This window comes from uncultured Lutibacter sp. (assembly GCF_947495725.1).
In the GTDB taxonomy this organism is placed as follows: Bacteria; Bacteroidota; Bacteroidia; order Flavobacteriales; family Flavobacteriaceae; genus Lutibacter.
The window spans coordinates 192,419-217,182 of record NZ_CANLZZ010000007.1; the positions used below are offsets into that span (position 1 = coordinate 192,419).

A 24,764-nucleotide genomic window follows, 5' to 3' on the forward strand; every position below is an offset into this window, starting at 1 on the left:
AAATTAAAGATTCATTGGCACCTCAATAAATAACAGTTCGCTATTTTTTTCTGACTTTACTTCAAAGTTTGTTATTTGCTCAATTGCAATAGCATCTCTTTTTTGCAATTTGTTTTCATTTATTGAAACAACCCCTTCAATAACCATTAAATAAACTCCATTTGTTTCTTTATTTAAACTGTATTTAAAATTAGTATTTTCTTCTAAATCTATCCGAGATATAATTGCTTCTTGGTGAATAGCTAAAGATCCTTCAATAGGACTATTTATGCAAGAAACTAAGGTTTGTAACTTGTTTAATCGGTTCTTACTTTCAAACTTTTTTTGATCGTATCTTGGAGCTACATTTTGCTTATTTGGTATTATCCAAATTTGAAATAAATTTAGTTCTTCATTGGGATGATTATTCATTTCTGAATGTTGAATTCCTGTACCTGCCGACATAACCTGAACTTCTCCTGTATGCACCGGAATCCATTTATTACTCATAGAATCTCTATGTTTTAAAGCACCTTTTAATGGAATGGTTATAATTTCCATATTATCATGCGGGTGGGTTCCAAAACCCATTCCACCTTGAATATAGTCATCATTTAACACACGTAGCACACCAAAATTAATATTATCCGGATTATAATAATGTGCAAAACTAAATGAAAAATTTGCTTTTAACCATCCATGGTCTGCTGTTCCTCGATCTTTTGCTTTAAATATCTTTTTTTTCATTTTTCTCTAAATTTATCTAATAATTCATTCAATTGCTTAGCTTCCTTCTCCGATAAATTGTTTAAATAACTATCAAAGTCATCTAAATTTATTTCATCTAGTAATCTCAAGCCCTTTTCACTTATTTTTACATAAACAACTCTTCTATCATTTTCGCATCGTTCACGTTCAATTAAGCCTTTATCGCATAACTTATCCATTAACCGTGTTGAATTTGGTGATTTTTGCACCATTCTATCCTTAACGGTTTTAACCGTAATTTTTCCCTTTGCTCCACGCAAAATTCGAAGGATGTTATATTGTTGTTCCGATATTTTAAATGGCTTCAAATACTTACTTCCAATGTTATCTAAATAATTTGCTGTAAATTTTATATTTAGCATAGCCTTTACCCTCTCATTGGCAAATTTTGAATTTATTTCTTTTGAAAACTCTGCCATAACTAAATTACTTTTTGAAAGTCATTTACTAACACATTTAGAGTTGCACGCAATTCTTTATTTACTAACTCTCCTTCTTTAAAATTTTCAAAAAATGATGGTATAGATAAACTCCCAATAATATTTGCCCCCATATAAGGGAACCTTCCTAAAGCAATATCCAAAACTGTTTGACCACCTCTGGCTCCAGGTGAAGTTGCTAATAATAACATTGGCTTATCTCTCCAAATCTTACCTTCAATCCGTGTTAACCAATCAAATACATTTTTAAAAGCAGCTGAGTATGCACCATTGTGTTCGGCGAAAGAAATAATAAAACCATCTGCCACATTAAAAACTTCATTCAATTCAATGGCTTTATCTGGAACACCATTTTCAGTTTCAACATCAACTGAAAAAATTGGCATCTCATAATTGTTTAAATCAATTTTTAATACTTCAACATTGCTTACTAAATCTCCCGTATACTCAGCTAGTATTTTGTTGATAGATTTTTTACTTGTACTTGCTCCTATTGTGACAATTTTTTTCATAATTATACTATTTTTGATGTAAATATTTTTTTTCCAAAGAAATAAGAAACTAGCAACAATACCATTGCAATAATAGACGCCATTTGCTCACCATCGTTAATCATAACATGAGCGAAAAACGCTAAAATAAATTCGAAAAATAATGCTGAATAAGCCCATTCTTTAATATTAGATTGTTTTTGACTTAGCAATACAATTACAGCTGCAATTTTTAAAACAGCTAATGGATATATTATGTAAGTAGGATATCCAAAACTTGTAAAAAGTCCTTGAACCATTTCATTATTAAACACGTACATTCCTGCGGACATTAATAATAATGCGCTTAATAAACTAGTTGACGCCCAATAAATAATTTTGTTTGTTTTATTCATATTGTTTTTATTTAGTTTCTTGTTTTTGTGAATCTCTGATTTCATTTTTTTAGTTTTAACTTATAGCAAATATAGTAGAAATAATTTTATATACCCGGGTAATTATTGTTCAGGTATATTATTTAACATTATTTAACATTCATTTTGTACTTTAGCAATACAAATTAGAATAAAAATATGGACATTAACTTCAATAAAAATGAAGACTACAATAAACTTCAATTAGCTGAGCTAAAAAAGAAACTTTTAACAGTATACAAAGGAGGTGGTGATGCAAAAATTGAAAAACATAAAGCAAAAGGAAAACTAACTGCTAGAGAACGTATTGACTATCTTCTTGATGAAAATTGTAATTCAATTGAAATTGGGGCTTTTGTAGGTGAAAACATGTATAAAGAGCATGGCGGATGTCCTTCTGGTGGTGTTATTGTTAAAATTGGGTACATAAAAAACAAACAATGTATTGTTGTAGCAAATGATGCAACTGTTAAAGCTGGAGCTTGGTTCCCTATTACTGCTAAAAAAAATTTAAGAGCTCAAGAAATTTCAATTGAAAATAAAATACCCATTATTTACTTGGTAGATAGCGCAGGTGTATATTTACCAATGCAAGATGAAATTTTCCCAGATAAAGAACATTTTGGGCGTATTTTTAGAAATAACGCTATTATGAGTAGTATGGGAATTACCCAAATTTCTGCAGTTATGGGAAGCTGTGTTGCCGGTGGAGCATACTTACCTATAATGAGTGACGAAGCAATGATTGTAGATAAAACAGCTAGTATTTTTTTAGCAGGAAGTTATTTGGTGAAAGCTGCTATTGGTGAAAGTATAGATAATGAAACTTTAGGTGGTGCCACTACACATTGCGAAATTAGTGGTGTTACCGACTATAAAGCTTCTGACGATAAAGATGCCCTAGATAAAATTAAAAATATTGTAGATAAAATTGGTGATTTTGATAAAGCCGGTTTTAATAGGGAAGAATCAAGTGAACCAATAAAAAATCCTGAAGAATTATTTGGCATTCTTCCAAAAACTAGAACTGACCAATACGAAACCAAAGAAATTATTGAACGTATTGTTGATAATTCTGAATTTGAAGAATATAAAAAAGACTATGGTAAAACCATTATTTGTGCATATGCTCGTATTGATGGATGGGCCGTTGGAATTGTTGCAAACCAACGTAAAGTAGTAAAAAACGGAAAAAAAGAAATGCAATTTGGAGGTGTTATTTATTCTGATTCTGCTGACAAAGCAACACGTTTTATAGCTAATTGTAATCAGAAAAAAATTCCATTAGTTTTTTTACAAGATGTTACAGGCTTTATGGTAGGTAGCAAAAGTGAACACGGTGGAATTATAAAAGATGGCGCCAAAATGGTAAATGCTGTGAGTAATTCTGTAGTTCCTAAGTTTACTATTATAACAGGAAATTCTTATGGTGCAGGAAACTATGCAATGTGTGGTAAAGCTTACGACCCTAGATTAATTGTTGCCTGGCCTTCAGCAAGGTTAGCTGTTATGGGTGGTGCACAAGCAGCGAAAGTTTTGCTTCAAATTGAAAAAGCAACATTAAAAAAGAAAGGTGAAGAGATTACTAAAGAAAAAGAACAAGAGATTTTAGCATCTATTCAAAAAAAATATGATGCTCAAACCTCGCCATACTACGCAGCTGCACGTTTATGGACAGATGCTGTAATAAATCCTTTAGATACCCGAAAATGGATTAGTATGGGTATTGAAGCTGCAAACCACGCTCCAATTGAAAAACAATTTAATCTTGGAATAATACAAGTTTAGTTTTAATTAAATCATAAAAAAGGTTATTTTAAAAATATGGTTGAGCCGTCATTCTGAATTTATTTCAGAATCTCATCAAACTGATTACTAGTTATTATGAGAACCTGAATCAAGTTCAGGTTGACGAAAATTATACTTTTAAAATAACCTCCTTAATATTTAAACCTATCTCAATCTAATAATTCCTGATTGTGGTTTAGCTGCTCCTAATTTCTCACTCAATGCTGAAGGTGAAGAATTACCAACTATAACTTTATATTCGCCTTTTCGCCAAACAGTTTCCCCATTAGCGTTCACAACTTTTAACTGCTCACCTAGAATAGTGAAATCAATTTTCTTAGTTTCTCCTTGTTTTAAAGTAATACGTTGAAACCCTTTTAATGAAGTATTTGGTAAATTATCATTATTTTCAACTGGGCTAATATACAATTGAACAACCTCATCAATATCGAAATTACCAGTATTGCTCACTTCAACAGAAACACTTAAATCGTCTTTACTTTTAAGTTTATCTTTATTTAAAGTAAGGTTTTTAATTTCAGTTTTTGAATATGTTAAACCAAAACCAAATGGAAACATTGGCTCTTCTTTCATATACTTATAAGTTCTACCTTGCATAGAATAATCATCATAAGCTGGTAGTTGAGCTATGCTTTTAGGAAATGTAATTGGCAAATGCCCTGAAGGCGAAACATCTCCAAATAAAATTCTCGCTACTGCATTTCCACCTTGTTCACCTGGATACCAAATTTGTAAAATTGCATCGCAATCTTCTTCAATTCCTTCCAATGAAATTGGACTTCCACTAGCAACAACTAATACAAGAGGTCCTTTTTTACGCTCAGCTATTTCCTTAACATAATTAATTTGGTTTTCAGGTAGTTTTAAATCTGCTTTATCACCAATATCTTGTGAGGCAATTGCATCAACTTCTTCACCTTCTCTATCAGCTGTTAAACCTACCACACAAATTGTTACATCAGACATTGAAGCAACAACTGGTGCATAATTTTTAGGGTTTATATTTTTATGAAAAGGTAATGCTCCACTTCTATAATTTAATGAAGTTCCAAGTGAAACAATATCTGTAATTCCTTCTAAAATTGTAACTAAATTAGAACTTACACCATAGTAGCTACCCATTAACATATCTCCAGAATTAGCAAAAGGCCCAGTTACATAAGGAACTTTAATATCTTTTGGTAATGGCAATACGTTGTTTTTATTTTTTAATAAAACAATTGATTTTTCAGCAGTTTCTAACGCTAATTGTACGTGCTCATCACAATGAATTTCTTCTTTTCCAATATTTAAATAAGGATTGTTATCATCTTTATCGAACATTCCTAATCTAAAACGAGTTTTAAATAACTGCTTGGTTCTTTCAGTAATCAACTCTTCTGTTACAAGTCCTTTTTCCATTGCTTCTTTTACATGTTTAAATGTACTTCCACAATTTAAATTAGTTCCAGCATTTATAGCTACAGCTGCAGCTTCAACACCAGTTTTCACATACTTCATTTTATAAGCAATTCCTCCAACAGCACCACAATCTGATGTTATATAACCATCAAATCCCCAAGTATCTCTTAAAACTTCTTTTAATAAATAAGGACTTGCTGCTGCTGGTTTTCCGTATACTGCATTATAAGCTGCCATAACACCTTCAACTTTACCTTCTTTTACCAAAGCTTCAAAAGCAGGAAAATACGTTTCATATAAGTCTTGTTTATTCGGTTCTGCATTAAAAGTATGACGAACATTTTCTGGGCCTGAATGAACGGCAAAATGTTTTGCACAAGCTGCTGTTTTTAAATAATTTGGATCATCACCTTGTAAACCATTAACAAAAGCTACTCCAATTTTAGACATTAAAAAAGGGTCTTCACCATAAGTTTCTTGACCTCTTCCCCAACGTGGATCTCTAAAAATATTTACGTTTGGTGTCCAAAATGTAAGTCCAGCATATCTACTATGATTTCCCATACTTTGTGAAACCTTATACTTTGCTCGTGCTTCATCAGATATTGCAGATGCTACTTTTTTTGCCAAAACGGGGTCGAAAGTTGCCCCTAAACCAATACCTTGAGGAAAAATTGTTGCTTTTCCGTTACGAGCAATTCCGTGAAGGGCTTCATTCCACCAATCATAATCTGGAACTTTTAAACGTTCAATTGCAGGCGCAGAATTTACTAATTGTCCAACTTTTTCTACTAATGTCATTTGAGACACTAAAATATCCACTCGCTTATCAATTGAAAGAGATGAATCTTGAAAAGAAAAATCTACTTCCTGTGCTTTTAAATTAAAGCTACTTGCAAAGCAAACAACTAAAAATGCAAAAAACTTATATTTCATTTTAATCATACTTCTAAATATATCTTGTTGCTATCTACTTTTTGTAAACAAACTTAAATTCATCTGTTACAATATTCTTTTTTGCATTTGGTTGCTTAACAAAAATTTTTGCAACATACGTTTTATTATTCTTTAATTTATTATTCAACTTTAATTGCAAATCTCTATTTCCAAAACCAGCAAATACAGTATGTTTTGTTTGGATAACGAGCTTTTTATTTTCATCAAATACTTTAATTAAAACTTCTCTGTCTAAATTAGACATATATGAGTAGCTTACATCTATATTATTTTCTGAAGAAATTTTAGATAACTTATTGTTGAAATATACTCTATCATTAAAAATGAATAAATTCTCTGTTGCATTATTTTTAACTTTCTCGTCAATATCAACCAAATTATACACTCGTACCCAATCGTAATAACACGTGTTTTTTGTTGGATCAGCTAATTCTTCATCATTTGGTAGTTTAATCCAAGGAAAAGGATAGGTTTCAGAAACCATATTTAATCCCATTGATTTATCAAAAGGCTTTTTAGTAACTTCATCATAAAAATCAACCGTTTTAACCTTTCTATCATCTAAATAATAACTCACTTTACTTTCGTTGTGCCACCAACCTCCATAAGTATAAAAATCTTCGGAAGGCATTGTTTTAGTTTCTATTTTAGATTGTGGTGCACGATAATCGTGTCGTTTTCCTTCACAATCTGTATACCAATAATGCGAATTAGAATTCATTCCACGAGCAAAATATTTACCATCAAAATCGCCTTCTCTACCAATACATTCTTGAAAATCTAATTCCAATCCGTATTTATCATTTTCACAATCTGTTGGTCCATCTGTACTTCCTCTGGTAGACATCCAAAAAGTTGTAGACATTGTAGTCTTGGCTGCTTTGAACTTACATTCATAATATCCAAAATAGGCGTCAGTTGTTTTTGAAACCACGGCTCCACCTGCAATGTTAAAAATTTTCTTAGTTCCATCTTTTCTAATTTGAATAGAGTCTTTTTCCAATTTTTTACCGGTAATAGACATATATCCATTTCCTACTTTAACTTGTGATGGCAAAAATATACCAGGCTCTCTACCACTCCAATTTGGGTGATAATCATACCATTTTGTAGCATCTAATTTATTTCCGTTAAACTCATCAGAAAATTTTGCATTTAGCACCCATCTTTTTCCAACAGGCGGATCTGGTGGATCGGCTCTTAAAACTGAAGTTATTAATGAAACAACTAAAAGAATTATTAACTTTTTATACATTTTATTGGTTATTTAAAGCTTTATTTTCTTCTGCAATTCTCTTTCTTTGTTTACCATTCAACCCCATTTTATAATAATATTCTGGTTTATGGTATACATGTGTTTTTTTCATATCCGGATCATTTACATCTAAACTTAAATCACAATCAAAACGTGTTAAAACTGCATGATTAGTTGACCAACCGTTTACAGCTGTAAAATGTGAAATTCCCCAAGTAATTCCTCTCCCGTCTTTTGTATCAGTAAAAGCATCAGGAATAAAAGGCCCACCTGCATTTGGCATATCTGCTGTAATTGAAGCAATGTTAAAGTTTACACCATCTTCAGAATATTGCACGGTATTATGCTCATTTCCATCTCTAATAACCAACGCAGCAATACCTCCTTTAAAAGGAAACAATGTTGTTTCGTGTCCTGAATTTATAATAGGATTTTGAGGATGTTTTGTAAATGGTCCTAAAGGATTATCGGCAGTTGCCAATCCTTGCATTCTAATTAAATTTGGCTGCCCATTAGAGTCTGACTTATAATACAAATATATTTTTCCTTTATAAACCATTGGGTATGGATCGTGAATAGAGTATTGATCCCACTCGCCTTCTGCTCCATTAGGAATTACAATTTTATTATAAGGTGTCCAAGGTCCGTCTGGTGAATCTGCATATGAAACTGCAACCGGACAATCATCTCCTCGTTTTCCACTTGCTTCCATAAAGCCTTGGTAGTATAAATAATACTTCCCTTTCCACTCTAAAATATCAGTAGTAGCAACAGATCTCCAACCTACATTTGGTTTTTCTGGTCTTGGTACTGCAACTCCTTGTTCTTCCCAAGTAAAACCATCTTCGCTTGTTGCATAAAAAATATCACATAAATCCCAATCGCTTGAAGGAATAACATCCGTACATTTTTTTGCCCCTTGAGGCGGTGTTGGAGTTTCTCTATGTGTATACCATACATAATATTTACCATTTGCAAAAATTACTTTTGAAGGATCACGACGTGAAATTGTACCGTCATGATTACTGTAATCTAACCCTTTTAATTCGGTATATTTAAATTGAGAATACAATTCGTTGTCTTGTGGACGAGGCGCCATGTACGCATCGTAATTACGTTCCATTGCCGAACTTATTTTAATATTCGGTTTTTCATTTGGAAATTCGTAAGGAAAAGTTCCTTCTTTTAATTCAACTTCTTTCTTTTGTGCCGTTGAACAAGACACAATTAGCAGTGATGCTAAAATTACTAGATATTTCATGTTTTATAATTTTGCTTGTTTTTTATATTTTCTTGGAAATTTACTTACTGGTTTAATTTGAATATTTTTGTAATAAGTTTCGGCTGCTTCGGATTGAATTTGAATTTTACCACTTTCAATAGGAATGGTTTTTCCATCTAAATCATATCTAGCATTTTTTACCACATTTACAACATGTCCGTTTACAATATGCATACTCGTTCTTCCAACACAAATAATTTCAATTGTATTCCATTCTCCATTTGGTTTTTCGTACAGCTTGTTTTTTGAAGCTTGTCCGTCCTCAAAACCTTTTCCCCATTTTAATGGTGTTAATTCTCCTTTTGGATTGTATACAAAATATGCCTTACCATTTTCTCGAAATGATTTACTTGCTGGAACATCACCATAAACATCATTTAATGCAATAAAATCTCCACAATCACCTTCTTGAATTTGACATTCTAAACTGCTCATCCAAACGTTCCAAAAGGCTCCATGTGGACCTTTACAATGGTATAAAATCCCATTATCTCTTTTATTTTTTAAACGAGGCTCCCATTTTTTTTCTCCCCATTTAAATTGAGCTTTAAAATGGTAATTACCATATTCCTGTTTTGTAGTTAAACCTCCATAAACTTCACCTGTTATATACAACAAGGTTTCTCCATTTTCTTCAATTGTTGAAAACACATTTTTTGGATCGTTATTAATTCCTAATGGTTTTCCTGTTCTTCCATCTGTACTTTTTCCTTCCCATTCTAAATCAACTGTTTTATGAGGAACTCCAATAAATTTATCAAACTTCGATAATTTTGAATCCAACAAATTTTCCCAATCTGTTTTCATTTTAACATTTGTTCTACTTGCTGCCCAATTAACACCTTCTATTACATGCTTTTCGTACATAGGATTATGAAATATTTCATTAGTGTGCCCCATTCCAGTATAAAAAACTCTTCCTCCTTCGTAATATTGGTACCAGGCAATTGGATGATTTTTATTCATTCTTTTTCCTTCATAAGTACTTTCGTCTAAAGTTAAAAGTACGTTTACACGAGAAAGCACTTCATCCTTAAAATTATACCATTCATCTTTAACTGTGAATGTATCTTCAAAATGGTTAATACTTGGATGATTACAAGAATGATGTACGTCGATTTTAGCTTCTTGAGTTTTAGGATGACTCTCAAACTGAGCCCCAATCATTTGATGATACCAAGGCCAATTATACTCGGTATCCGTTGCGGAATGAATCCCTACAAATCCTCCTCCATTATTTATATATTTCTTTAAAGATTTTCTGGAGTTTTCATCCAAAACATCTAAAGTAGTATTTAAAAACACTAGAACTTCAATGTCTTTTAATATACTATTCGAAATGTCTGATGTTTCTTCTGAAATTTTTACATTCCAGTTTTCCTTAGCTCCCCAATTTTTAAATTGTTGTTGACCTGTTTCAATAGATTTATGTCTAAAACCAGCTGTTTTAGAAAAAACTAAAACATCTATCGATTGCTGAGCATTTAATTCAGAAATAAGCACTATAAAAACAAGAAATGAAATTATTTTAGAATATGTCATATATATATATTTTTCAATTAAATTGATACTTTTCAAATATACAGCGAACATAATACATAATAGTAGTTTTTTAAATTACGAATCGTTAAAAATTGAATACAAATGTTTTATTCTCTATTTTTTTGTTCAGAAAAAACTAGACATTGATATTTAAAGCATTTTCTAATTGTATATACACATTGTAATTTTTACATTTGCATCACAAATTAAAATTTAATTATGGGAAGAGCATTTGAATTTAGAAAAGCTAGAAAAATGAAACGTTGGTCGGCTATGGCAAAAACGTTTACCAGAATTGGTAAAGATATTGTTATGGCTGTTAAAGAAGGTGGAGCAAACCCCGAAACTAACTCACGTTTAAGAGCTGTTATTCAAAATGCAAAGGCGGCAAATATGCCTAAAGACAATGTTGAACGTGCTATAAAAAAAGCTAGCGATAAAGATACCGCTAATTATAAAGAAGCTTTATTTGAAGGCTATGCGCCTCACGGAATTGCGGTTGTTGTAGAAACCGCTACAGATAACAACAATAGAACTGTTGCAAATGTTAGGGCAGCTTTTAGTAAATGTGATGGAAATATGGGAACATCTGGTTCGGTTGTTTTTATGTTCGATCACACTTGTAATTTTAGAGTAAAAACTGAAGATTTAAAAATAGATCTTGAAGAGTTTGAATTAGAGTTAATAGACTTTGAAGTAGAAGAAGTTTTTGAAGATGAAGATGGTATTTTAATTTACGCTCCTTTTGAACAGTTTGGAGCAATTCAAAAGTATTTAGAAGAGAATAATTTAGAAATTCTTTCATCTGGTTTTGAGCGTATTCCTACTACAACAACTAAATTAACGGAAGAACAACAAGCTGACGTTGATAAGTTATTAGAAAAATTGGAAGAAGATGACGATGTACAAAATGTATATCATTCAATGGAAGGATAATTATGTTTTTATTAGGTAAAAAATCAACTATTTTAAAAAGCGATACTTCGCAAGATTTAACTTGCCCAAAATGTAACGCTAAAAACACAACAAAAGTTTCTATACTAGCTTATTACAAACATTTAATTCACATTCCGTTTTTATCTGGTGGAAAATCTGGAACTTCTGAATGTGGTAAGTGCAAACAACAATATACCTTAAGTAATATGCCAGCAAATATAAAGCTGGCATATTTTGAACTAAAAGAGACTACTAAAACTCCTATTTGGTTTTTTTCAGGATTAATTGTTATTAAAACTTTAGTGCTGATTAAAATTTTTAGCAAATACTTTTAACTATTGCTGTTTTTATACGATTTTACTAATCGAATAAACTCACTTCTATACCCATTTTTATCTTCTCCTTTTCCTTCTTTTGCCAATTCAATTACTTTATTGTAATTGGCCTTATTTGTAAACTTAGATTTCGCTAATTTCATACCAAAAAGAGCTACAGCAGTTGAAAATTTAAAATCGTTAGACATTGCTTCAATAGTTTTATTTTCATCGTTTACAACATCTATTATCTCAATACTTTTTTTACCACTAGGCTTTTTATATCTAAATTTTACAGTTAATAATTCATTATTTAAAGTTGAAGTTGTTGTTTTGGTATATTTAAGATTATCAATATTTTTTAAATATTTACTTTTTACTCCAACTGGAATAATTTCATACAAAGCAGTAACTGTATGTCCACAACCTAATTCACCAGCATCTTTTTTGTCATCCTTAAAATCTTCAGCATTTAACATTCTATTTTCATAACCAATTAATCTATACGCTTCAACTTTGTTGGGGTTAAATTCAACTTGAATTTTTACATCCTTGGCAATGGTATACATTGTACCTGCAAATTCTTCACCAAATGTTTTATTTGCTTCTTGCATAGTGTCTATATATGCATAATTTCCATTTCCTTTGTCTGCTAGCGTTTCTAATGTTGAATCCTTTAAATTTCCATATCCAAAACCTAAGACAGTTAAAAATATACCTGACTTTCTTTTCTCTACAATTAGATCTTTCATTGCTTTATCACCTGATGGTCCAACATTAAAATCACCATCCGTAGCCATAACAACTCTATTATTACCGCCTTTTACAAAGTGTTTTTCGGCTAATTTATATGCCAATTCAATACCTTCTCCTCCTGCTGTTGAACCTCCTGCTTCTAGTCTATTTAATGCATTTAAAATCTTTTCTTTGTTTGTTCCTGAAGTTGGTTTTAAAACTACTCCTGCTGCTCCTGCATACACAACAATTGATACTTTATCTGTTTCACGGAGTTGATTTACCAATAATTTAAATGCTGATTTTAATAAAGGAAGTTTGTTTAAATCACTCATTGAACCTGAAACATCTAACAAGAACACTAAATTAGATTTCGGAATATTTTCTTTGTCTAATTCTTTTCCTTGCAAGCCAATTTTTACAATTTTAGTAACTTCATTCCAAGGAGTTTGAGCAACTTCTGTATTTATTGAAAAAGGATGTTCTGTTGTTGATTGCGGATAATTATAATTGAAATAATTAATCATTTCTTCAATTTTCACGGCATCTTTAGGAACCGTTTGTCCATTATTAATCATTCTTCTCACATTTGAATAAGCGGCTTTGTCCACATCAATAGAAAATGTCGAAAGTGGATTTAATTGTGAACTTTTAAATGTATTTTCATTTATCTCTTTATAAGAATCATTTGAAGAAACCTTATTAGAGTTATTAATTGGTTGATTGTATTTTCTATTTTTTCTAGAACCTCTAACTCTAACTCCTCGAACGGCTCCTGCAAGCCAACTTTTTCTTTGAGTTCCATATCCTATTAGCACAACTTCTTCTAAACAAGTTGAATCTTCTTTCAATATTACATTAATAATAGTGCTAGTTCCTACTTTAATTTCTTTTGAAATAAAACCTATAAAACTATAAATAAGTTTATCTCCTTCTGAAGCCGATATGGAATATTTCCCATCAAAATCTGTAATGGCTCCATTGGAGGTTCCTTTAATTAATACAGAAACTCCAGGAATTGGGTGAGTACCATCTGTTACCACTCCAGTAATTGTTTTTTCTTGTGCGTTGATTTGTAACTTAATAAATAATGTAAGAAGTATAGCCAAATAAGTTTTCATAGTTATATGTTTTAAAAGTTAATACTTAAAAGTAAATGCTTTCTTAACATATAAATAGTAAAAATGAGTAATCGGGTAGTTTTAGCCAGTAAACATAGTTTTTGAGCTAGTTTATATTTAAAAGACCTGCTGTTTTTGGTCTATTTATTTTTTTTGTTGGTGTTTCTATAAAACTATTTAAAAAGTAAATTTCTTTAGGTTTTTCAAATTTTGAAAGTGTTTTTAAAGTCTTTACCTTGTTAAGAATAGCTTTGTTTTTTACTCCTTCAACAATTAACACCAATTTTTCTCCTAAAACAGCATCTTGAAATCCAGTCACAAAAAAACGTTCGGAAATTATACTAGATAGTTTTTCTTCTATTTGTTCTGGAATTAATTTTACACCTCCAGAATTAATAATACTATCAAATCGCCCCAACCATTTAAACTCATTTTCTGAAATTAATTCAACCAAATCGTTTGTAATTATTTTTTCTGAAGTTATCTCTGGAGCATCAATTACCAAACACCCTCTAGAATCTTGAGAGATATTTATGTTAGGTAATACTTGATAGTGAGATTCCGAAACAAGTTTAGAATAACGTAATTTATTTAGTTGTTTTACTGCAATATGAGTAATGGTTTCGGTCATTCCGTAAGTAGCAAATACTTCGGTTTCTATATTCTGAATTTTTGATAATAATTCATTTGAAACAACACCTCCGCCAACAATTAGCTTTTTTATTTTATAAACTTCATTTAAAGAATTGTGTAATTGCAACGGAACCATTGCCGAAAAATCGTAGGTTTTATTTAAATAGTTTAACGGATTTGAAGTTGGCTCAATAACATCTAATTGCCAGCCTAACTCCAAAGCTCTAACTAACATCATTTTCCCTGCAATGTAATTTGGCGACATACACAACAATGCTGTTATATTTTCTTTTAAATTGAAAAATGCACCTGTTGCCAATGCACTATTTTTCATAAATTCTTTTTTAAGTTGAATTGTTTTAGGTTTCCCTGTAGAACCTGAGGTTTTTACTTCAACAAATTCAGTTTCATCAAACCATTTTTTTAAAAACGTATAAACTTCTTCAGAAATTGATTTAGAAAAATGAAGCAATGTTAAAACTTCAGAAAAAGATTTTCCGTTTAATTTAAAGCTATTATGAAACTGTTTATTCATAACTTAATTAAGCTATAAATTCGTCCTCGTTTAGTTCTATCGGTTTTCTAATAGTTCCAAACATTTTTTCTTTCCAATTGGTCCAACCATATTTTTTTGAAAACAACATTATTATTAATGGATATAATACCAAAACTGGGAAAAACATTTCCCACCCAACTGACGGTTCTGAAGTATCAATTAACAATGCATCAGTTTGAAAAACTACCCAATCTGCTGTAACAAAAACCGCCGCAATAATGTTATTCGCTGCATGAAACCCTAAAGATAATTCTGTTCCTTCATCCATAATAGTAAAAATTCCTAGTACCAATCCAGTTCCTATATAATAAACCATTGTAATCCAACCTAGTTTTTCAACTTCAGGATTTAAACCATGTAAAAGCCCAAAAATAGTAGATGTTATTATTAACGCTATAAATCCTTTTTTAAACCAGGTTCCAAAACCTTGCATTAAATAACCTCTAAATAAAATTTCTTCCATACTTGTTTGTAATGGTAAAAATAAAAAGGATACTATTACTAAAATTAAAAATGGGATTGGTTTAAAATTCCAAATATAATTTTCTGGTTCTAAATAATATCCGGCCAAAATCATTATTAAACCTACAACTCCCCAAATAGAAAATGCATACAAAACTCTTCCCCAATCAATTTTAGTTCTGCTTGTTATTACAGAAATTACTTTTCGTTTATGAATCATTTTAACTCCAAATAAAAGAGCTATCAGTCCACCAACAAATGTTACAATAACTAAAAACAAATAAAGGTTTGAATTTATTCCTACTGTAGCAAAGCTATCCTCCGCAGAAGCCATAAAATGCTCTAAATCGTTAGAATGTAAATATGCTGTACCAACTAATGGAATAATACCTATAAATTGCCAACCAATTATTAATAATATTAAGGTTACTAAATATGCCCACCACTCGTTAATTCCTTTATATGCTTGTTGTATAAATTTCATATTTTATTAATTTACAGATTGCCACGTCGCTTCACTCCTCGCAATGACAATTAAAGATTAACTTTCCAGTTTTTAATATTGTTATAATGCAAATGTCCCTTTTTAACTTCCAATGGACTTTCAAAATTATTTATAAATAAGCTTCCTGTTCCTAAACCCTGAGGCATTAAATTGCCCAAACTATGTGTCCATTGAGCTATAGTATTTAACCCTATATTGCTTTCTAACGCTGAAGTTATCCACCAACCAATGTTTTGTTTTTCGGCTAAATTTATCCATTCTTCACTCCCTTTAAAACCACCAACCAAACTTGGTTTTAAAATAATGTATTGCGGATTTATTGTTTGTAGTAGTTTTTGTTTATTTGTTACATTAAAAACACCAATTAATTCTTCATCTAAAGCAATTGGCAATGGCGTTTTTGAACATAAATCTGCCATTTCATTAAATTGTCCTTGCTTTATAGGTTGTTCAATGGAATGAATTTCAAATTGAGATAATCTTTTTAATTTTTCCAAAGCTTTATCCGGTTTAAATGCTCCGTTTGCATCTACACGTAATTCAATTTCTTTTGATGAAAAATCTTTTCTAATACTTTTTAATAATGAAAGTTCTGTATCAAAATCTATAGCACCAATTTTCATTTTTATGGTTGAAAATCCAGCTTTTAATTTATCTTCAATTTGTTGTTTCATAAAAGCTTCGCTTCCCATCCAAATTAAACCATTGATATTAATGGCTTTTTTTGATGCTGTAAAATCTGAAGGAAATAATTCGAAAGGATTTTTACTTTTAAAACTCAACAATGCTTGTTCTAAACCAAATTGAATGGACGGAAATTCTTTTAATTGATTTAATAAATCTACTTTATTTAAATGAATATTATTACAAAGCCATTGTAGTTTTTCTTCATAATCTGGTCTATCATCTATACTTAAACCTCTAAATAAACCACATTCTCCAAAACCTTTATTTTTATTACTTGAAATAATTATAAAATAGGTTTCTTTTGAACGCAGAATTCCACGAGAAGTTCCGCTTGCTTGCTTAAAATTAAGAATGTACTTTTTGTAAGTCGCTTTCATTTGAAAACCAAAAATACAATTTATAATTGTAGTTATTAAAAGAAAATAGATTACATATTTAACAAAAAAATTGATCTAATATATATGTCATCCTAAATGAAATGAAGAATCTTTTACATTTAAGTGAGATTATTCGCTACTCTTAGAATGACAATGGTTATTTCTTTTTCCAACGTTCTAATTTTGGAATTCCTTTTGAAAAAAAACCTGCAAACAATTTCATAAAACCTCCCATTTCTTTAAGTTTTTCTTTTACAAAATCTTGCATTTCTACAGCAGTTATGTCTGGTTGTAAAAACTTACCGTTTTCATAACAATAACTACAATACATATTACTTGGTTGTCCATCTGCATTTGTTCCTCCTCCAACACCTTTAGGATCTTTACTTAAAGGCATTGCACAACTTTGACAGTTTTTATATTTTTTCATATTAAAACACTTTTAATTATTAGAGAATACTCAGCTTTTCTTTGTTTCATTTTAAAATGGCAACCTCAAAAAAATTAGTTTTTTGAATGTATAGCAATTCTATTCCCTTCGGTATCAATAAAAGCAGCCATATAACCAATTTCTTCGGTAATTTGCATTTTTTCAACAATTGGTTTTCCGCCAGCAGCTTCTACTCTACCTAATTCTACATTTACATCATTCTCTTGAGAAGACAAATAAATTAATACACCATTAGTTCCTGCATTGTAATGTTTTGGATTGTAAATTAATGAGCCACTTGCTCCAGCCGCATCTTTATCTTTTGCAAAAGGAAACCACCCCATTTGAGTTCCACAAAACTCCTGCACATCAATTTTAATATTGAATACTTCTTGATAGAACTTTACAGCTCTATTCATATCTTTTACCGGAATCTCGAACCAGCATAACATATTAGATTTCATAATTATAGATTTTATAAGTTTTCAAGTATCGATTTCAATTTATTTAAACCATATTCGAAATCTTTCCCAACGGCTTTATCCATATTCATAAACAACATCATAATACTCATTGGAAATTTGTTTTTGCCTGAAAAACCCCAAACTACTTTTGTTCCATTTCCTACTTTTTCTACTTTTAAATAAGCGTCAGATGTAGATTTAAATGGTTTCAAAAATCGTAGTTGTGAATTAACCACTTCGTTTTCAATAATACCTGTAATTTCTTGTTCTCCTTCTCCAACATCTTTGTTTCCAACCCAAGCAGAAACAAATCCAATTTCCCCGTCAGTTCCTTTAAATGTTTTATTCATGTTTGGGTCTTTTTCAGCCCAAGGAGACCAATTATCCTGATTTTTCAACAATTTTAAATATTGAAATACTTCTGGTAATGGTTTATTTATTGAAATGGCACGATTAACATCGTATGATTTTGGTGCAATTAAAGCTAAAATTACAATCAAGAATAAAAGAATTAGAAAAATGTAAAGTGCTATGTACATAATAATTAATTTTTAGTTAGTAATAATTTGTATAGTATTATATTTTAATATTTCCCCCAATTGGCAATAATATTAATTCTTTTTTTGCTTTTGTAAATTTATTCATAGCGGCTATTTTATCAATTTTAATATAACCAAATGTATCAAAATGGTATCCCAGTACTTTATTGCAATTTAAAAAGGTGCTAGCTTTAATAGCCTCTTTAATTCCCATTGTAAAGTTATCGCCAACTGGTAAAACTGCTAAATCTAACTCCCCTACCACATCTGGAATCAATTTCATATCCAATGTTAATGCGGTATCTCCTGCAATATATAATCTATGATGACTTGTTTCAATAACAAAACCACCTGGTTGTCCGCCATAAGTCCCATCTGGAAAAGAACTTGAATGAATGGCGTTGGTGTAATGTACTGTTCCAAAATCGAACGTCCATTTACCACCATGATTCATTGGATGACCTTCAATTCCTTTTTCGCCAAAATGTGTTACTATTTCATAATTCGAAATAATTTTTGCTCCAGTTCTTTTCGCAATAGCTTCAACATCTAATATATGATCTTGATGTGCGTGGGTAATTAAAATATAATCTGCTTGTAATGTATTTATATCAATTTCCTTTGCCAATTCATTTCCAGAAATAAAAGGATCTATTAATAATGTTTTGTCTTTGGTTTCGATGCTTAAACTTGAATGCCCTAAATATGTTATTTTCATGTGAAGTAATTTTTTATTTGGTAATTGCAATTTAATTAAATAAAATCAAAAAAAGAACCACAGAAAAATTAATTCCTGTGGCTTTAACTGCATTAACATATATTTTTATACTTAAAATTTATATTTAAGATAAGTGGTGAAATTTCTACCTGGCTCGTAAATTCTCCCTGATAGCGTGTTTGAATTGCTATATGAAAAATTCAAATGTTCGTAATAAGTTTTATCAAATATATTTAAGATAGCAACTCCTAGCGATAAATTTTTAAATGGCTCAATACCTGCCCTAAAATCCAAGGTGCCAAAACCTGCTGTTTCTTGTTCCATAAAAGAATTTGATACTCTAGACTGTTTAGCAACCAAACGATTGGTTAATGAAAACCAATAATTTTTATTTTCGAATTTAGCCCCTAAAATTGCCATAAAAGGAGGTATTTGTGCTAAAGGCTCGTTTAAATCCTTATTTTTTGCATAAGTATAAGATAAATTAGAAGTAAATAATAATTTTTCCGTTGCTCTATAATTTAAATTAAATTCGAGTCCAGTTTGTGAAGCTTTATCAATATTTACAAATTGTTTAGCAACAACAGGAGGTGTTGATGGCATAAACTTTCTAGGAATTGAACTATTTACCACGGGCACAATATAGTCTTCTAAGAAGGAATAAAAAACTGATGCGCCTATTTGAACAGAATTCAATTTTTTATTAAATGACAGTTCAATCTGATTGTTTATTTCTGGTTTCAAATTAGGATTTCCAACATATTCATAAGGGTCTACTCCTACTGAAAAATGATTTATAAAGCGTTCAATCATATTAGCTGTTCTAATTCCTCTTCCCAATGCTAATTGGGCTTGAAATCCATTATTTTGAAATCTAATTGAAGCATTTCCACTAATATTTGTTTCAGTAGCATCATCTATTTCCCCATTATTAAGGGCTAAAAAATCGTCTGCTGGGTCTTTAATTACAGCTTTTATAAAATCGGCTCTAATTCCAGTAGTTAATGTTAGTTTATTTGCCAAGGCAAATTTTCCTTCTGCAAAAACTCCAAAATCGTTCAATTCTGAATCTTGCCAAATTTTATCAATAAAAATTTTTGGCTGTGGTAAAACCGCTCCGTTAGCCATTTTTACAATTCTTGTTCTAGATCCATCTCTTCTAATATTATTGGCATCTATTCCTACAAATAATTTAGATTTTATAGACGGAGTCAGAACCAACTCTGCTTTACCTCCATATGTTGTAACCTCCACAGGAGATTGTGCATCTACCATATTAAAGTTAGGGCGATTACCATTTGTCATTAAATGATCTACGTATGAATAAAAAACTTTTGTATTGAAATTTTCAATTTTTTCTGAAATATTTTTCCATTTATAATCCAAACCTGCTAAAAAGCTATCGTCGTAAGGAGAATCCATTGGTAAACCTGCGTGTTCTATATCTCTTCCAAAAGACTGTCTCCAAGTTGCTTGTAATCGTTGATTTTCATTAGGGTTAACTCCTATTTTTAGAGAATAATCTGTAGTTCTAAATGAAGAAGGAACTTCCTCTCCATTTCCATCATCATAATCACCAAACTCACGATAAGAACCCGTAAAATGAATATCAACCTTGTTTGCAACATACAAAACTGAAGCTCCAGAAACTAAATTACCTCCATTGGTTTCATATCCACCTTCTACGCTTCCACTTAATCCTTTTTTTCCTTTTTCAGAACTTTTACCTACTAAATTTATGATTCCTCCAAAATTTTGACCAAAACGAACAGTAAAAGGACCTTTTACAATTTCAATTTTTTCGATTTCTTCTGGAATAACATGTGTGGTAATTGGATCCATTCTATTGGGACAAGCATTCAGCATTTTAAAACCACCATCATATTGAATATTTAATTGCTCATATTTAAATGAACGAAAAACTGGTTCAGAGGCATACGCTCCTCTTTTTGCAATCCCAAATCCAGAAATTTCTTTAAATAAATGTCCTACACTTCTAGGCTGACTAATTCTTTTTTCAGTATCATTTATTACTACTGATTGGGATAAATTATTTAAAGGGTTGGCTTCAACTACTATTTCATTTAACTCAATTTGAGTTTGTTCCAACTCGATTGTAATGTGTTGTTTTAGCTTCACAATCTTGGTTTTAAAACCAACACATGACACTTCAACTTCTTCATTAATTTTTCCTTCTATTGCAAATTCTCCTCTATTGTTAGATATTGTTTCTACGTGACTAGTTAAACTTTTAATGGAGGCAAACTCAATTACATTTTTATTATTTTTGTTTATTATTTTACCTCTAATTTCTCCTGATTGTGCAAATATTGATGCAGCAAAAAGCATTACAGTAATATTTAGAATTACGTTTTTCATTTTAATTTTGAATATTGATTTGTTAATTTTATGTAGTGTGCGTACAAATATTTAAAGCAAACTTAATTATGTATGCTTTATTTAAAAATATCTATACCGCTAAAATTTAGGACAAATACCGAGGTGGTTTTAGTATAGATTCATAAAAACCTATTACATGTTCACTTTTTAATATAAAATTATTTCTAAAGTAATTACTAAAGCTTTTTAATTTATAGGTAAATTGAGTTAATGGACTTATTGGGTAATCATCAAAATTAATTTGAGGTATTGTTGATTTATGCTCATGATTATTATGATTATTTTGCTTAAGCTGTTTTTCTAGATAACACTTACCATTACACTCTAAATATGGTTTATCTCTATTTTCACAAAGCACTGTAGCTATATAGTCATAATTGGCATAATACTCAATAATAGGAACTACTGGCCGAACCATTGCCAACAAATACAGCATATAAAATAAGATTCCTAAAAATTGGTTTTTCATTTACGAAAATAATAGGTTCCAAATATATTTCTTAATTAGCTAAAAACAAACCCAAACCAAATAAAACCGAAAAAAGAAAAGTACTTATTGCTAATTTTTTTAATTCTGGATCTAACAATTTTGGAATTCTGTTTTTATAAACAACTTTTAAATGAATAAAAATTGGCACATAGGCAAAAACAAATATAAATTGAAAAGCAGATTTATAATTTACAGCACCGAAAAGCAGTGCAAACAAAAATGAAGCTATTAATAAAAAATAATGATAATATTTACCAAACTCGCTACCTTTTTTAACAACCAGTGTTTTTTTACCAGCCTTAATATCTGATTCTCGATCTCTAAGATTGTTTAAGTTTAAAACTCCAATACTTAAGAAACCAACTGAAATAGCCGGTAAAAACACAAGTATATCTATTTGTTTAGAATATAAATAATAACTTCCACACACACTTAAAAGCCCAAAAAATACAAATACAAAAAAATCGCCAAATCCACTATATCCATAGGCTTTTTTACCCATTGTATATTTTATTGCTGCAACAATACTCATTAAACCAAGTATAAAAAACACCAATAGATTTACAAAATCTTCTTTTCCAAATGAAATATAAATTAAAAGAACAGCAATTAAAAATGTAATAACTACCGAAATTTTTATGGCTAACAACATCTGTTTTGGACTTATAACTCCACTCTGGATTGCTCTTTTAGGTCCTATTCTATCATTATTATCAGTTCCTTTTACTCCATCTCCGTAATCATTTGCAAAATTTGAAATTATTTGAAATCCCACAGTAGTTAACAATGCTAAAAGAAATATTTTCCAATTAAAAATATTTTGGGATACTGCTATTGAGCTTCCAACAATAATTCCAGAAATAGAAAGTGGTAAAGTTCTAAGACGTGCTGCTTCAATATAATGCCTTATCATTTTAAAATAGTAGTAGTAATTTTGGTTACAGATTCTCCGCGTTTGCAATTAGTTCAGCAATATCTAATACTTTAACGCTATCTTCCTTGTTTGTAGCTTTAACACCATCGGTCATCATAGTATTACAAAAAGGACATCCGGTAGCAATTATACTTGAATCTGTTGCATTTGCTTCCTCGGTTCTTTCAACGTTAATATCTTTGTTTCCTTTTTCGGGTTCTTTAAACATTTGTGCTCCACCTGCTCCGCAACATAACCCGTTGCTTTTACAGCGTTTCATCTCTACAAGCTCTACTTCTAATTTTTTTATTAAATCTCTTGGAATTTCATAAATATCATTAGCTCGTCCTAAATAACAAGGATCGTGAAAAGTAATTTTTTGACCTTTATATTTACCTCCTTCAATAGAAAGTCGTCCATTATCTAGTAAAGATTTTATTAATTCTGTATGATGAACCACCTCATAATTTCCTCCGAGTGAAGGATATTCATTTTTAAGTGTGTTAAAACAATGTGGGCAAGCAGTTACTATTTTTTTTACTTCATATGAATTTAAAACTTCTATGTTTGTCATAGCCTGCATTTGAAATAGGAACTCATTACCTGCTCTTTTAGCTGGATCTCCCGAGCAACTTTCTTCAGTACCTAAAACAGCAAAATCAACTCCTGCTTTCTTTAATATTTTAACAAAAGCTTTTGTAATTTTCTTTGCTCTATCATCAAAACTTCCTGCACAGCCAACCCAAAATAAAATTTCTGGTTGTTTTCCTTGTGCCATCATTTCGGCCATTGTAGGTACATTCATTTTAAAAAAATTTAATTATTACTCGTCTTTCCAATTTAATCTATCCATTTGATTATACTGCCACGGTGCTCCATTATTTTCAATATTGGTCATCATTGAATTTAATTCTTGTGGTGCTGCTGACTGTTCCATTACTAAATACCTTCTCATATCCATAATTATAGATAAAGGATCAATATTTACAGGACACTCTTCAACACATGCATTACAACTTGTACAGGCCCAAATTTCTTCTGGTTTTATATAATCATTTAATAATTGTTTGCCATCATCAACAAATGATCCATTTTTAGAAATATTTTCACCTACTTCTTCAAGTCTATCACGAGTTTTCATCATTATAGCTCTTGGTGAAAGTTCTTTCCCTGTAATATTTGCAGGACAAGAAGATGTACATCTTCCACATTCAGTACATGTATAGGCATTAAGCAACTGTACCCAATTTAAATCTTGAACATCACTAGCTCCAAACTTTTCAGGCACATCATTTTCGCTTCCCTCTGGCGCTGCTGCAAATGGATCTATATTTGGATCCATCATCATTTTCACTTCGTTTGTAACACTTTCTAAATTGCTTAACTGTCCTTTTGCATTTAAATTTGCAAAATAGGTGTTTGGAAAAGCTAACAAAATATGAAGGTGTTTGGAGTAATATAAATAGTTTAAGAAAATTAATATTCCTGCAATATGCAACCACCAGGCTGTTCGCTCAATATAAAACAGTGTATTAACTTCAAAATTTTGAAATAACGGCACTAAAAACTGGCTTATTGGGTTTCCAAAATTCTTTTGCTGAAAAGGAACATCCGTGGCGTTCATTATTAAAAATAAAGACATTAGCACCATTTCAAAATACAGAATATAAAGCGCGTCGTTTTTTGGAAAACCTTTCATTTCTTTATTCCAAAAACGTGGAATTTTTAAAATCATTCTTCTTATCCAAAAAACAGTTACAGAAACCAATACCAGAAGTGCTAAAACCTCAAAAGATCCAATTAAAAAATTATAAAACGAACCTAAAAAAGATAATACTCGATGAGTTCCAAATAAACCATCAATAATAATTTCAATTACTTCAATATTTATTATTATAAAACCTATGTAAACAATAATATGAAGTATTCCGGCAATTGGACGTTTTACCATTTTAGATTGTCCTAATGCAATCATTGCCATATTTTTCCATCGAGCAGAAGAATTATCTAATCGATTTACTTCCTTTCCTAACTTAATATTACGAATTAGTTTTTGAATATTCTTTACAAAAAAACCAATCCCTAAAAAAAGAAGAATTGCAAATGCTATGTTATCAATATAAGTCATTTTTAACACCTTAATATTT

The 24,764-nt window shown here is 30.5% G+C and carries 24 protein-coding genes; 3 read left to right on the forward strand and 21 right to left on the reverse strand.

The features are described 5' to 3' along the window. Positions 1–3 precede the first annotated feature (3 nt). The 4 genes from Q0776_RS15895 to Q0776_RS15910 are packed head-to-tail and all read right to left on the reverse strand — an operon-like array spanning position 4 to position 2,118. The gene (locus Q0776_RS15895; RefSeq protein ID WP_298370404.1) at positions 4–726 is read right to left on the reverse strand and encodes a pirin family protein; all 723 of its coding nucleotides are present in this window, start codon (positions 724–726) and stop codon (positions 4–6) included. Beyond that, positions 723–1,166 carry a MarR family transcriptional regulator gene (locus tag Q0776_RS15900; RefSeq protein WP_298370407.1) on the reverse strand — a complete coding sequence of 148 codons (444 nt, stop codon included), beginning with the start codon at positions 1,164–1,166 and terminating at the stop codon, positions 723–725. The genes Q0776_RS15895 and Q0776_RS15900 overlap by 4 nt, the downstream gene beginning before the upstream one ends. A gap of 2 nt (positions 1,167–1,168) precedes the next feature. Further along, positions 1,169–1,699 carry an NAD(P)H-dependent oxidoreductase gene (locus Q0776_RS15905; RefSeq protein ID WP_298370410.1) on the reverse strand — a complete coding sequence of 177 codons (531 nt, stop codon included), beginning with the start codon at positions 1,697–1,699 and terminating at the stop codon, positions 1,169–1,171. A 2-nt stretch (positions 1,700–1,701) separates the two neighbouring features. Beyond that, the gene (locus Q0776_RS15910) at positions 1,702–2,118 is read right to left on the reverse strand and encodes a DoxX family protein (RefSeq protein ID WP_298370413.1); all 417 of its coding nucleotides are present in this window, start codon (positions 2,116–2,118) and stop codon (positions 1,702–1,704) included. 132 nt (positions 2,119–2,250) lie between these two features. On the opposite strand from Q0776_RS15910, the gene Q0776_RS15915 reads away from it, so the two are divergent. Next, positions 2,251–3,879, forward strand: a complete 1,629-nt coding sequence (locus Q0776_RS15915; RefSeq protein WP_298370416.1) for a carboxyl transferase domain-containing protein — start codon at positions 2,251–2,253, stop codon at positions 3,877–3,879. A gap of 165 nt (positions 3,880–4,044) precedes the next feature. Here the strand turns inward: Q0776_RS15915 and Q0776_RS15920 are convergent, their stop codons facing one another. The 4 genes from Q0776_RS15920 to Q0776_RS15935 are packed head-to-tail and all read right to left on the reverse strand — an operon-like array spanning position 4,045 to position 10,337. After that, positions 4,045–6,237, reverse strand: a complete 2,193-nt coding sequence (locus Q0776_RS15920) for a glycoside hydrolase family 3 C-terminal domain-containing protein (protein WP_298370418.1) — start codon at positions 6,235–6,237, stop codon at positions 4,045–4,047. Positions 6,238–6,271: 34 nt separating this feature from the next. Next, complete coding sequence (locus Q0776_RS15925; RefSeq protein WP_298370420.1) at positions 6,272–7,513, reverse strand: beta-porphyranase D; 1,242 nt, start codon at positions 7,511–7,513, stop codon at positions 6,272–6,274. Between the two features lies 1 nt (position 7,514). Further along, on the reverse strand, positions 7,515–8,774 hold the full coding sequence (locus Q0776_RS15930; protein ID WP_298370422.1) for a family 43 glycosylhydrolase: 1,260 nt from the start codon (positions 8,772–8,774) through the stop codon (positions 7,515–7,517). Between the two features lie 3 nt (positions 8,775–8,777). Beyond that, positions 8,778–10,337, reverse strand: coding sequence for a ThuA domain-containing protein (locus Q0776_RS15935; RefSeq protein ID WP_298370425.1), 1,560 nt, complete (start codon positions 10,335–10,337; stop codon positions 8,778–8,780). 219 nt (positions 10,338–10,556) lie between these two features. Between Q0776_RS15935 and Q0776_RS15940 the strand changes: the two genes are divergently transcribed. Then, positions 10,557–11,273, forward strand: coding sequence for a YebC/PmpR family DNA-binding transcriptional regulator (locus Q0776_RS15940; protein ID WP_298370428.1), 717 nt, complete (start codon positions 10,557–10,559; stop codon positions 11,271–11,273). Positions 11,274–11,275: 2 nt separating this feature from the next. Further along, positions 11,276–11,608, forward strand: coding sequence for a hypothetical protein (locus tag Q0776_RS15945; protein ID WP_298370431.1), 333 nt, complete (start codon positions 11,276–11,278; stop codon positions 11,606–11,608). On the opposite strand, the gene Q0776_RS15950 is transcribed toward Q0776_RS15945, so the two are convergent. The 13 genes from Q0776_RS15950 to Q0776_RS16010 form a co-directional block, all read right to left on the reverse strand. Continuing rightward, complete coding sequence (locus Q0776_RS15950) at positions 11,605–13,443, reverse strand: von Willebrand factor type A domain-containing protein (RefSeq protein ID WP_298370432.1); 1,839 nt, start codon at positions 13,441–13,443, stop codon at positions 11,605–11,607. The genes Q0776_RS15945 and Q0776_RS15950 overlap by 4 nt on opposite strands. A gap of 106 nt (positions 13,444–13,549) precedes the next feature. Further along, positions 13,550–14,611 (reverse strand): AMP-binding protein, encoded by a 1,062-nt coding sequence (locus tag Q0776_RS15955; RefSeq protein ID WP_298370434.1) that lies wholly within the window; start codon positions 14,609–14,611, stop codon positions 13,550–13,552. Positions 14,612–14,618: 7 nt separating this feature from the next. Continuing rightward, positions 14,619–15,578: a CPBP family intramembrane glutamic endopeptidase gene (locus Q0776_RS15960; protein WP_298370436.1), complete on the reverse strand. Its 960-nt coding sequence runs from the start codon at positions 15,576–15,578 to the stop codon at positions 14,619–14,621. 50 nt (positions 15,579–15,628) lie between these two features. Further along, positions 15,629–16,663 carry an o-succinylbenzoate synthase gene (locus Q0776_RS15965; RefSeq protein WP_298370439.1) on the reverse strand — a complete coding sequence of 345 codons (1,035 nt, stop codon included), beginning with the start codon at positions 16,661–16,663 and terminating at the stop codon, positions 15,629–15,631. Positions 16,664–16,820: 157 nt separating this feature from the next. Then, positions 16,821–17,093, reverse strand: a complete 273-nt coding sequence (locus Q0776_RS15970; RefSeq protein ID WP_298370442.1) for a zinc ribbon domain-containing protein — start codon at positions 17,091–17,093, stop codon at positions 16,821–16,823. A gap of 74 nt (positions 17,094–17,167) precedes the next feature. Then, the gene (locus Q0776_RS15975) at positions 17,168–17,557 is read right to left on the reverse strand and encodes a VOC family protein (protein ID WP_298370444.1); all 390 of its coding nucleotides are present in this window, start codon (positions 17,555–17,557) and stop codon (positions 17,168–17,170) included. A gap of 11 nt (positions 17,558–17,568) precedes the next feature. Beyond that, positions 17,569–18,096, reverse strand: coding sequence for an SRPBCC family protein (locus Q0776_RS15980; protein ID WP_298370447.1), 528 nt, complete (start codon positions 18,094–18,096; stop codon positions 17,569–17,571). Between the two features lie 37 nt (positions 18,097–18,133). After that, positions 18,134–18,814: a metal-dependent hydrolase gene (locus Q0776_RS15985; protein WP_298370450.1), complete on the reverse strand. Its 681-nt coding sequence runs from the start codon at positions 18,812–18,814 to the stop codon at positions 18,134–18,136. 111 nt (positions 18,815–18,925) lie between these two features. Further along, on the reverse strand, positions 18,926–21,193 hold the full coding sequence (locus Q0776_RS15990) for a TonB-dependent receptor (RefSeq protein ID WP_298370453.1): 2,268 nt from the start codon (positions 21,191–21,193) through the stop codon (positions 18,926–18,928). A gap of 106 nt (positions 21,194–21,299) precedes the next feature. After that, positions 21,300–21,683 carry a hypothetical protein gene (locus tag Q0776_RS15995; protein ID WP_298370456.1) on the reverse strand — a complete coding sequence of 128 codons (384 nt, stop codon included), beginning with the start codon at positions 21,681–21,683 and terminating at the stop codon, positions 21,300–21,302. 31 nt (positions 21,684–21,714) lie between these two features. Then, on the reverse strand, positions 21,715–22,617 hold the full coding sequence (locus tag Q0776_RS16000; protein WP_298370459.1) for a 1,4-dihydroxy-2-naphthoate polyprenyltransferase: 903 nt from the start codon (positions 22,615–22,617) through the stop codon (positions 21,715–21,717). 25 nt (positions 22,618–22,642) lie between these two features. Beyond that, a complete protein-coding gene (locus Q0776_RS16005) occupies positions 22,643–23,422 on the reverse strand; it encodes a (Fe-S)-binding protein (RefSeq protein WP_298370462.1) in 780 nt (259 codons plus the stop codon). Between the two features lie 18 nt (positions 23,423–23,440). After that, positions 23,441–24,745: a (Fe-S)-binding protein gene (locus Q0776_RS16010; protein WP_298370465.1), complete on the reverse strand. Its 1,305-nt coding sequence runs from the start codon at positions 24,743–24,745 to the stop codon at positions 23,441–23,443. Positions 24,746–24,764: the final 19 nt, after the last annotated feature.

Bases quoted from the DNA above. Each gene is read 5' to 3' on its own strand.
- Q0776_RS15895 (WP_298370404.1), bottom strand. From the start codon at position 726: ATGAAAAAAAAGATATTTAAAGCAAAAGATCGAGGAACAGCAGACCAT.
- Q0776_RS15900 (WP_298370407.1), bottom strand. From the start codon at position 1,166: ATGGCAGAGTTTTCAAAAGAAATAAATTCAAAATTTGCCAATGAGAGG.
- Q0776_RS15905 (WP_298370410.1), bottom strand. From the start codon at position 1,699: ATGAAAAAAATTGTCACAATAGGAGCAAGTACAAGTAAAAAATCTATC.
- Q0776_RS15910 (WP_298370413.1), bottom strand. From the start codon at position 2,118: ATGAAATCAGAGATTCACAAAAACAAGAAACTAAATAAAAACAATATG.
- Q0776_RS15915 (WP_298370416.1), top strand. From the start codon at position 2,251: ATGGACATTAACTTCAATAAAAATGAAGACTACAATAAACTTCAATTA.
- Q0776_RS15920 (WP_298370418.1), bottom strand. From the start codon at position 6,237: ATGAAATATAAGTTTTTTGCATTTTTAGTTGTTTGCTTTGCAAGTAGC.
- Q0776_RS15925 (WP_298370420.1), bottom strand. From the start codon at position 7,513: ATGTATAAAAAGTTAATAATTCTTTTAGTTGTTTCATTAATAACTTCA.
- Q0776_RS15930 (WP_298370422.1), bottom strand. From the start codon at position 8,774: ATGAAATATCTAGTAATTTTAGCATCACTGCTAATTGTGTCTTGTTCA.
- Q0776_RS15935 (WP_298370425.1), bottom strand. From the start codon at position 10,337: ATGACATATTCTAAAATAATTTCATTTCTTGTTTTTATAGTGCTTATT.
- Q0776_RS15940 (WP_298370428.1), top strand. From the start codon at position 10,557: ATGGGAAGAGCATTTGAATTTAGAAAAGCTAGAAAAATGAAACGTTGG.
- Q0776_RS15945 (WP_298370431.1), top strand. From the start codon at position 11,276: ATGTTTTTATTAGGTAAAAAATCAACTATTTTAAAAAGCGATACTTCG.
- Q0776_RS15950 (WP_298370432.1), bottom strand. From the start codon at position 13,443: ATGAAAACTTATTTGGCTATACTTCTTACATTATTTATTAAGTTACAA.
- Q0776_RS15955 (WP_298370434.1), bottom strand. From the start codon at position 14,611: ATGAATAAACAGTTTCATAATAGCTTTAAATTAAACGGAAAATCTTTT.
- Q0776_RS15960 (WP_298370436.1), bottom strand. From the start codon at position 15,578: ATGAAATTTATACAACAAGCATATAAAGGAATTAACGAGTGGTGGGCA.
- Q0776_RS15965 (WP_298370439.1), bottom strand. From the start codon at position 16,663: ATGAAAGCGACTTACAAAAAGTACATTCTTAATTTTAAGCAAGCAAGC.
- Q0776_RS15970 (WP_298370442.1), bottom strand. From the start codon at position 17,093: ATGAAAAAATATAAAAACTGTCAAAGTTGTGCAATGCCTTTAAGTAAA.
- Q0776_RS15975 (WP_298370444.1), bottom strand. From the start codon at position 17,557: ATGAAATCTAATATGTTATGCTGGTTCGAGATTCCGGTAAAAGATATG.
- Q0776_RS15980 (WP_298370447.1), bottom strand. From the start codon at position 18,096: ATGTACATAGCACTTTACATTTTTCTAATTCTTTTATTCTTGATTGTA.
- Q0776_RS15985 (WP_298370450.1), bottom strand. From the start codon at position 18,814: ATGAAAATAACATATTTAGGGCATTCAAGTTTAAGCATCGAAACCAAA.
- Q0776_RS15990 (WP_298370453.1), bottom strand. From the start codon at position 21,193: ATGAAAAACGTAATTCTAAATATTACTGTAATGCTTTTTGCTGCATCA.
- Q0776_RS15995 (WP_298370456.1), bottom strand. From the start codon at position 21,683: ATGAAAAACCAATTTTTAGGAATCTTATTTTATATGCTGTATTTGTTG.
- Q0776_RS16000 (WP_298370459.1), bottom strand. From the start codon at position 22,617: ATGATAAGGCATTATATTGAAGCAGCACGTCTTAGAACTTTACCACTT.
- Q0776_RS16005 (WP_298370462.1), bottom strand. From the start codon at position 23,422: ATGAATGTACCTACAATGGCCGAAATGATGGCACAAGGAAAACAACCA.
- Q0776_RS16010 (WP_298370465.1), bottom strand. From the start codon at position 24,745: ATGACTTATATTGATAACATAGCATTTGCAATTCTTCTTTTTTTAGGG.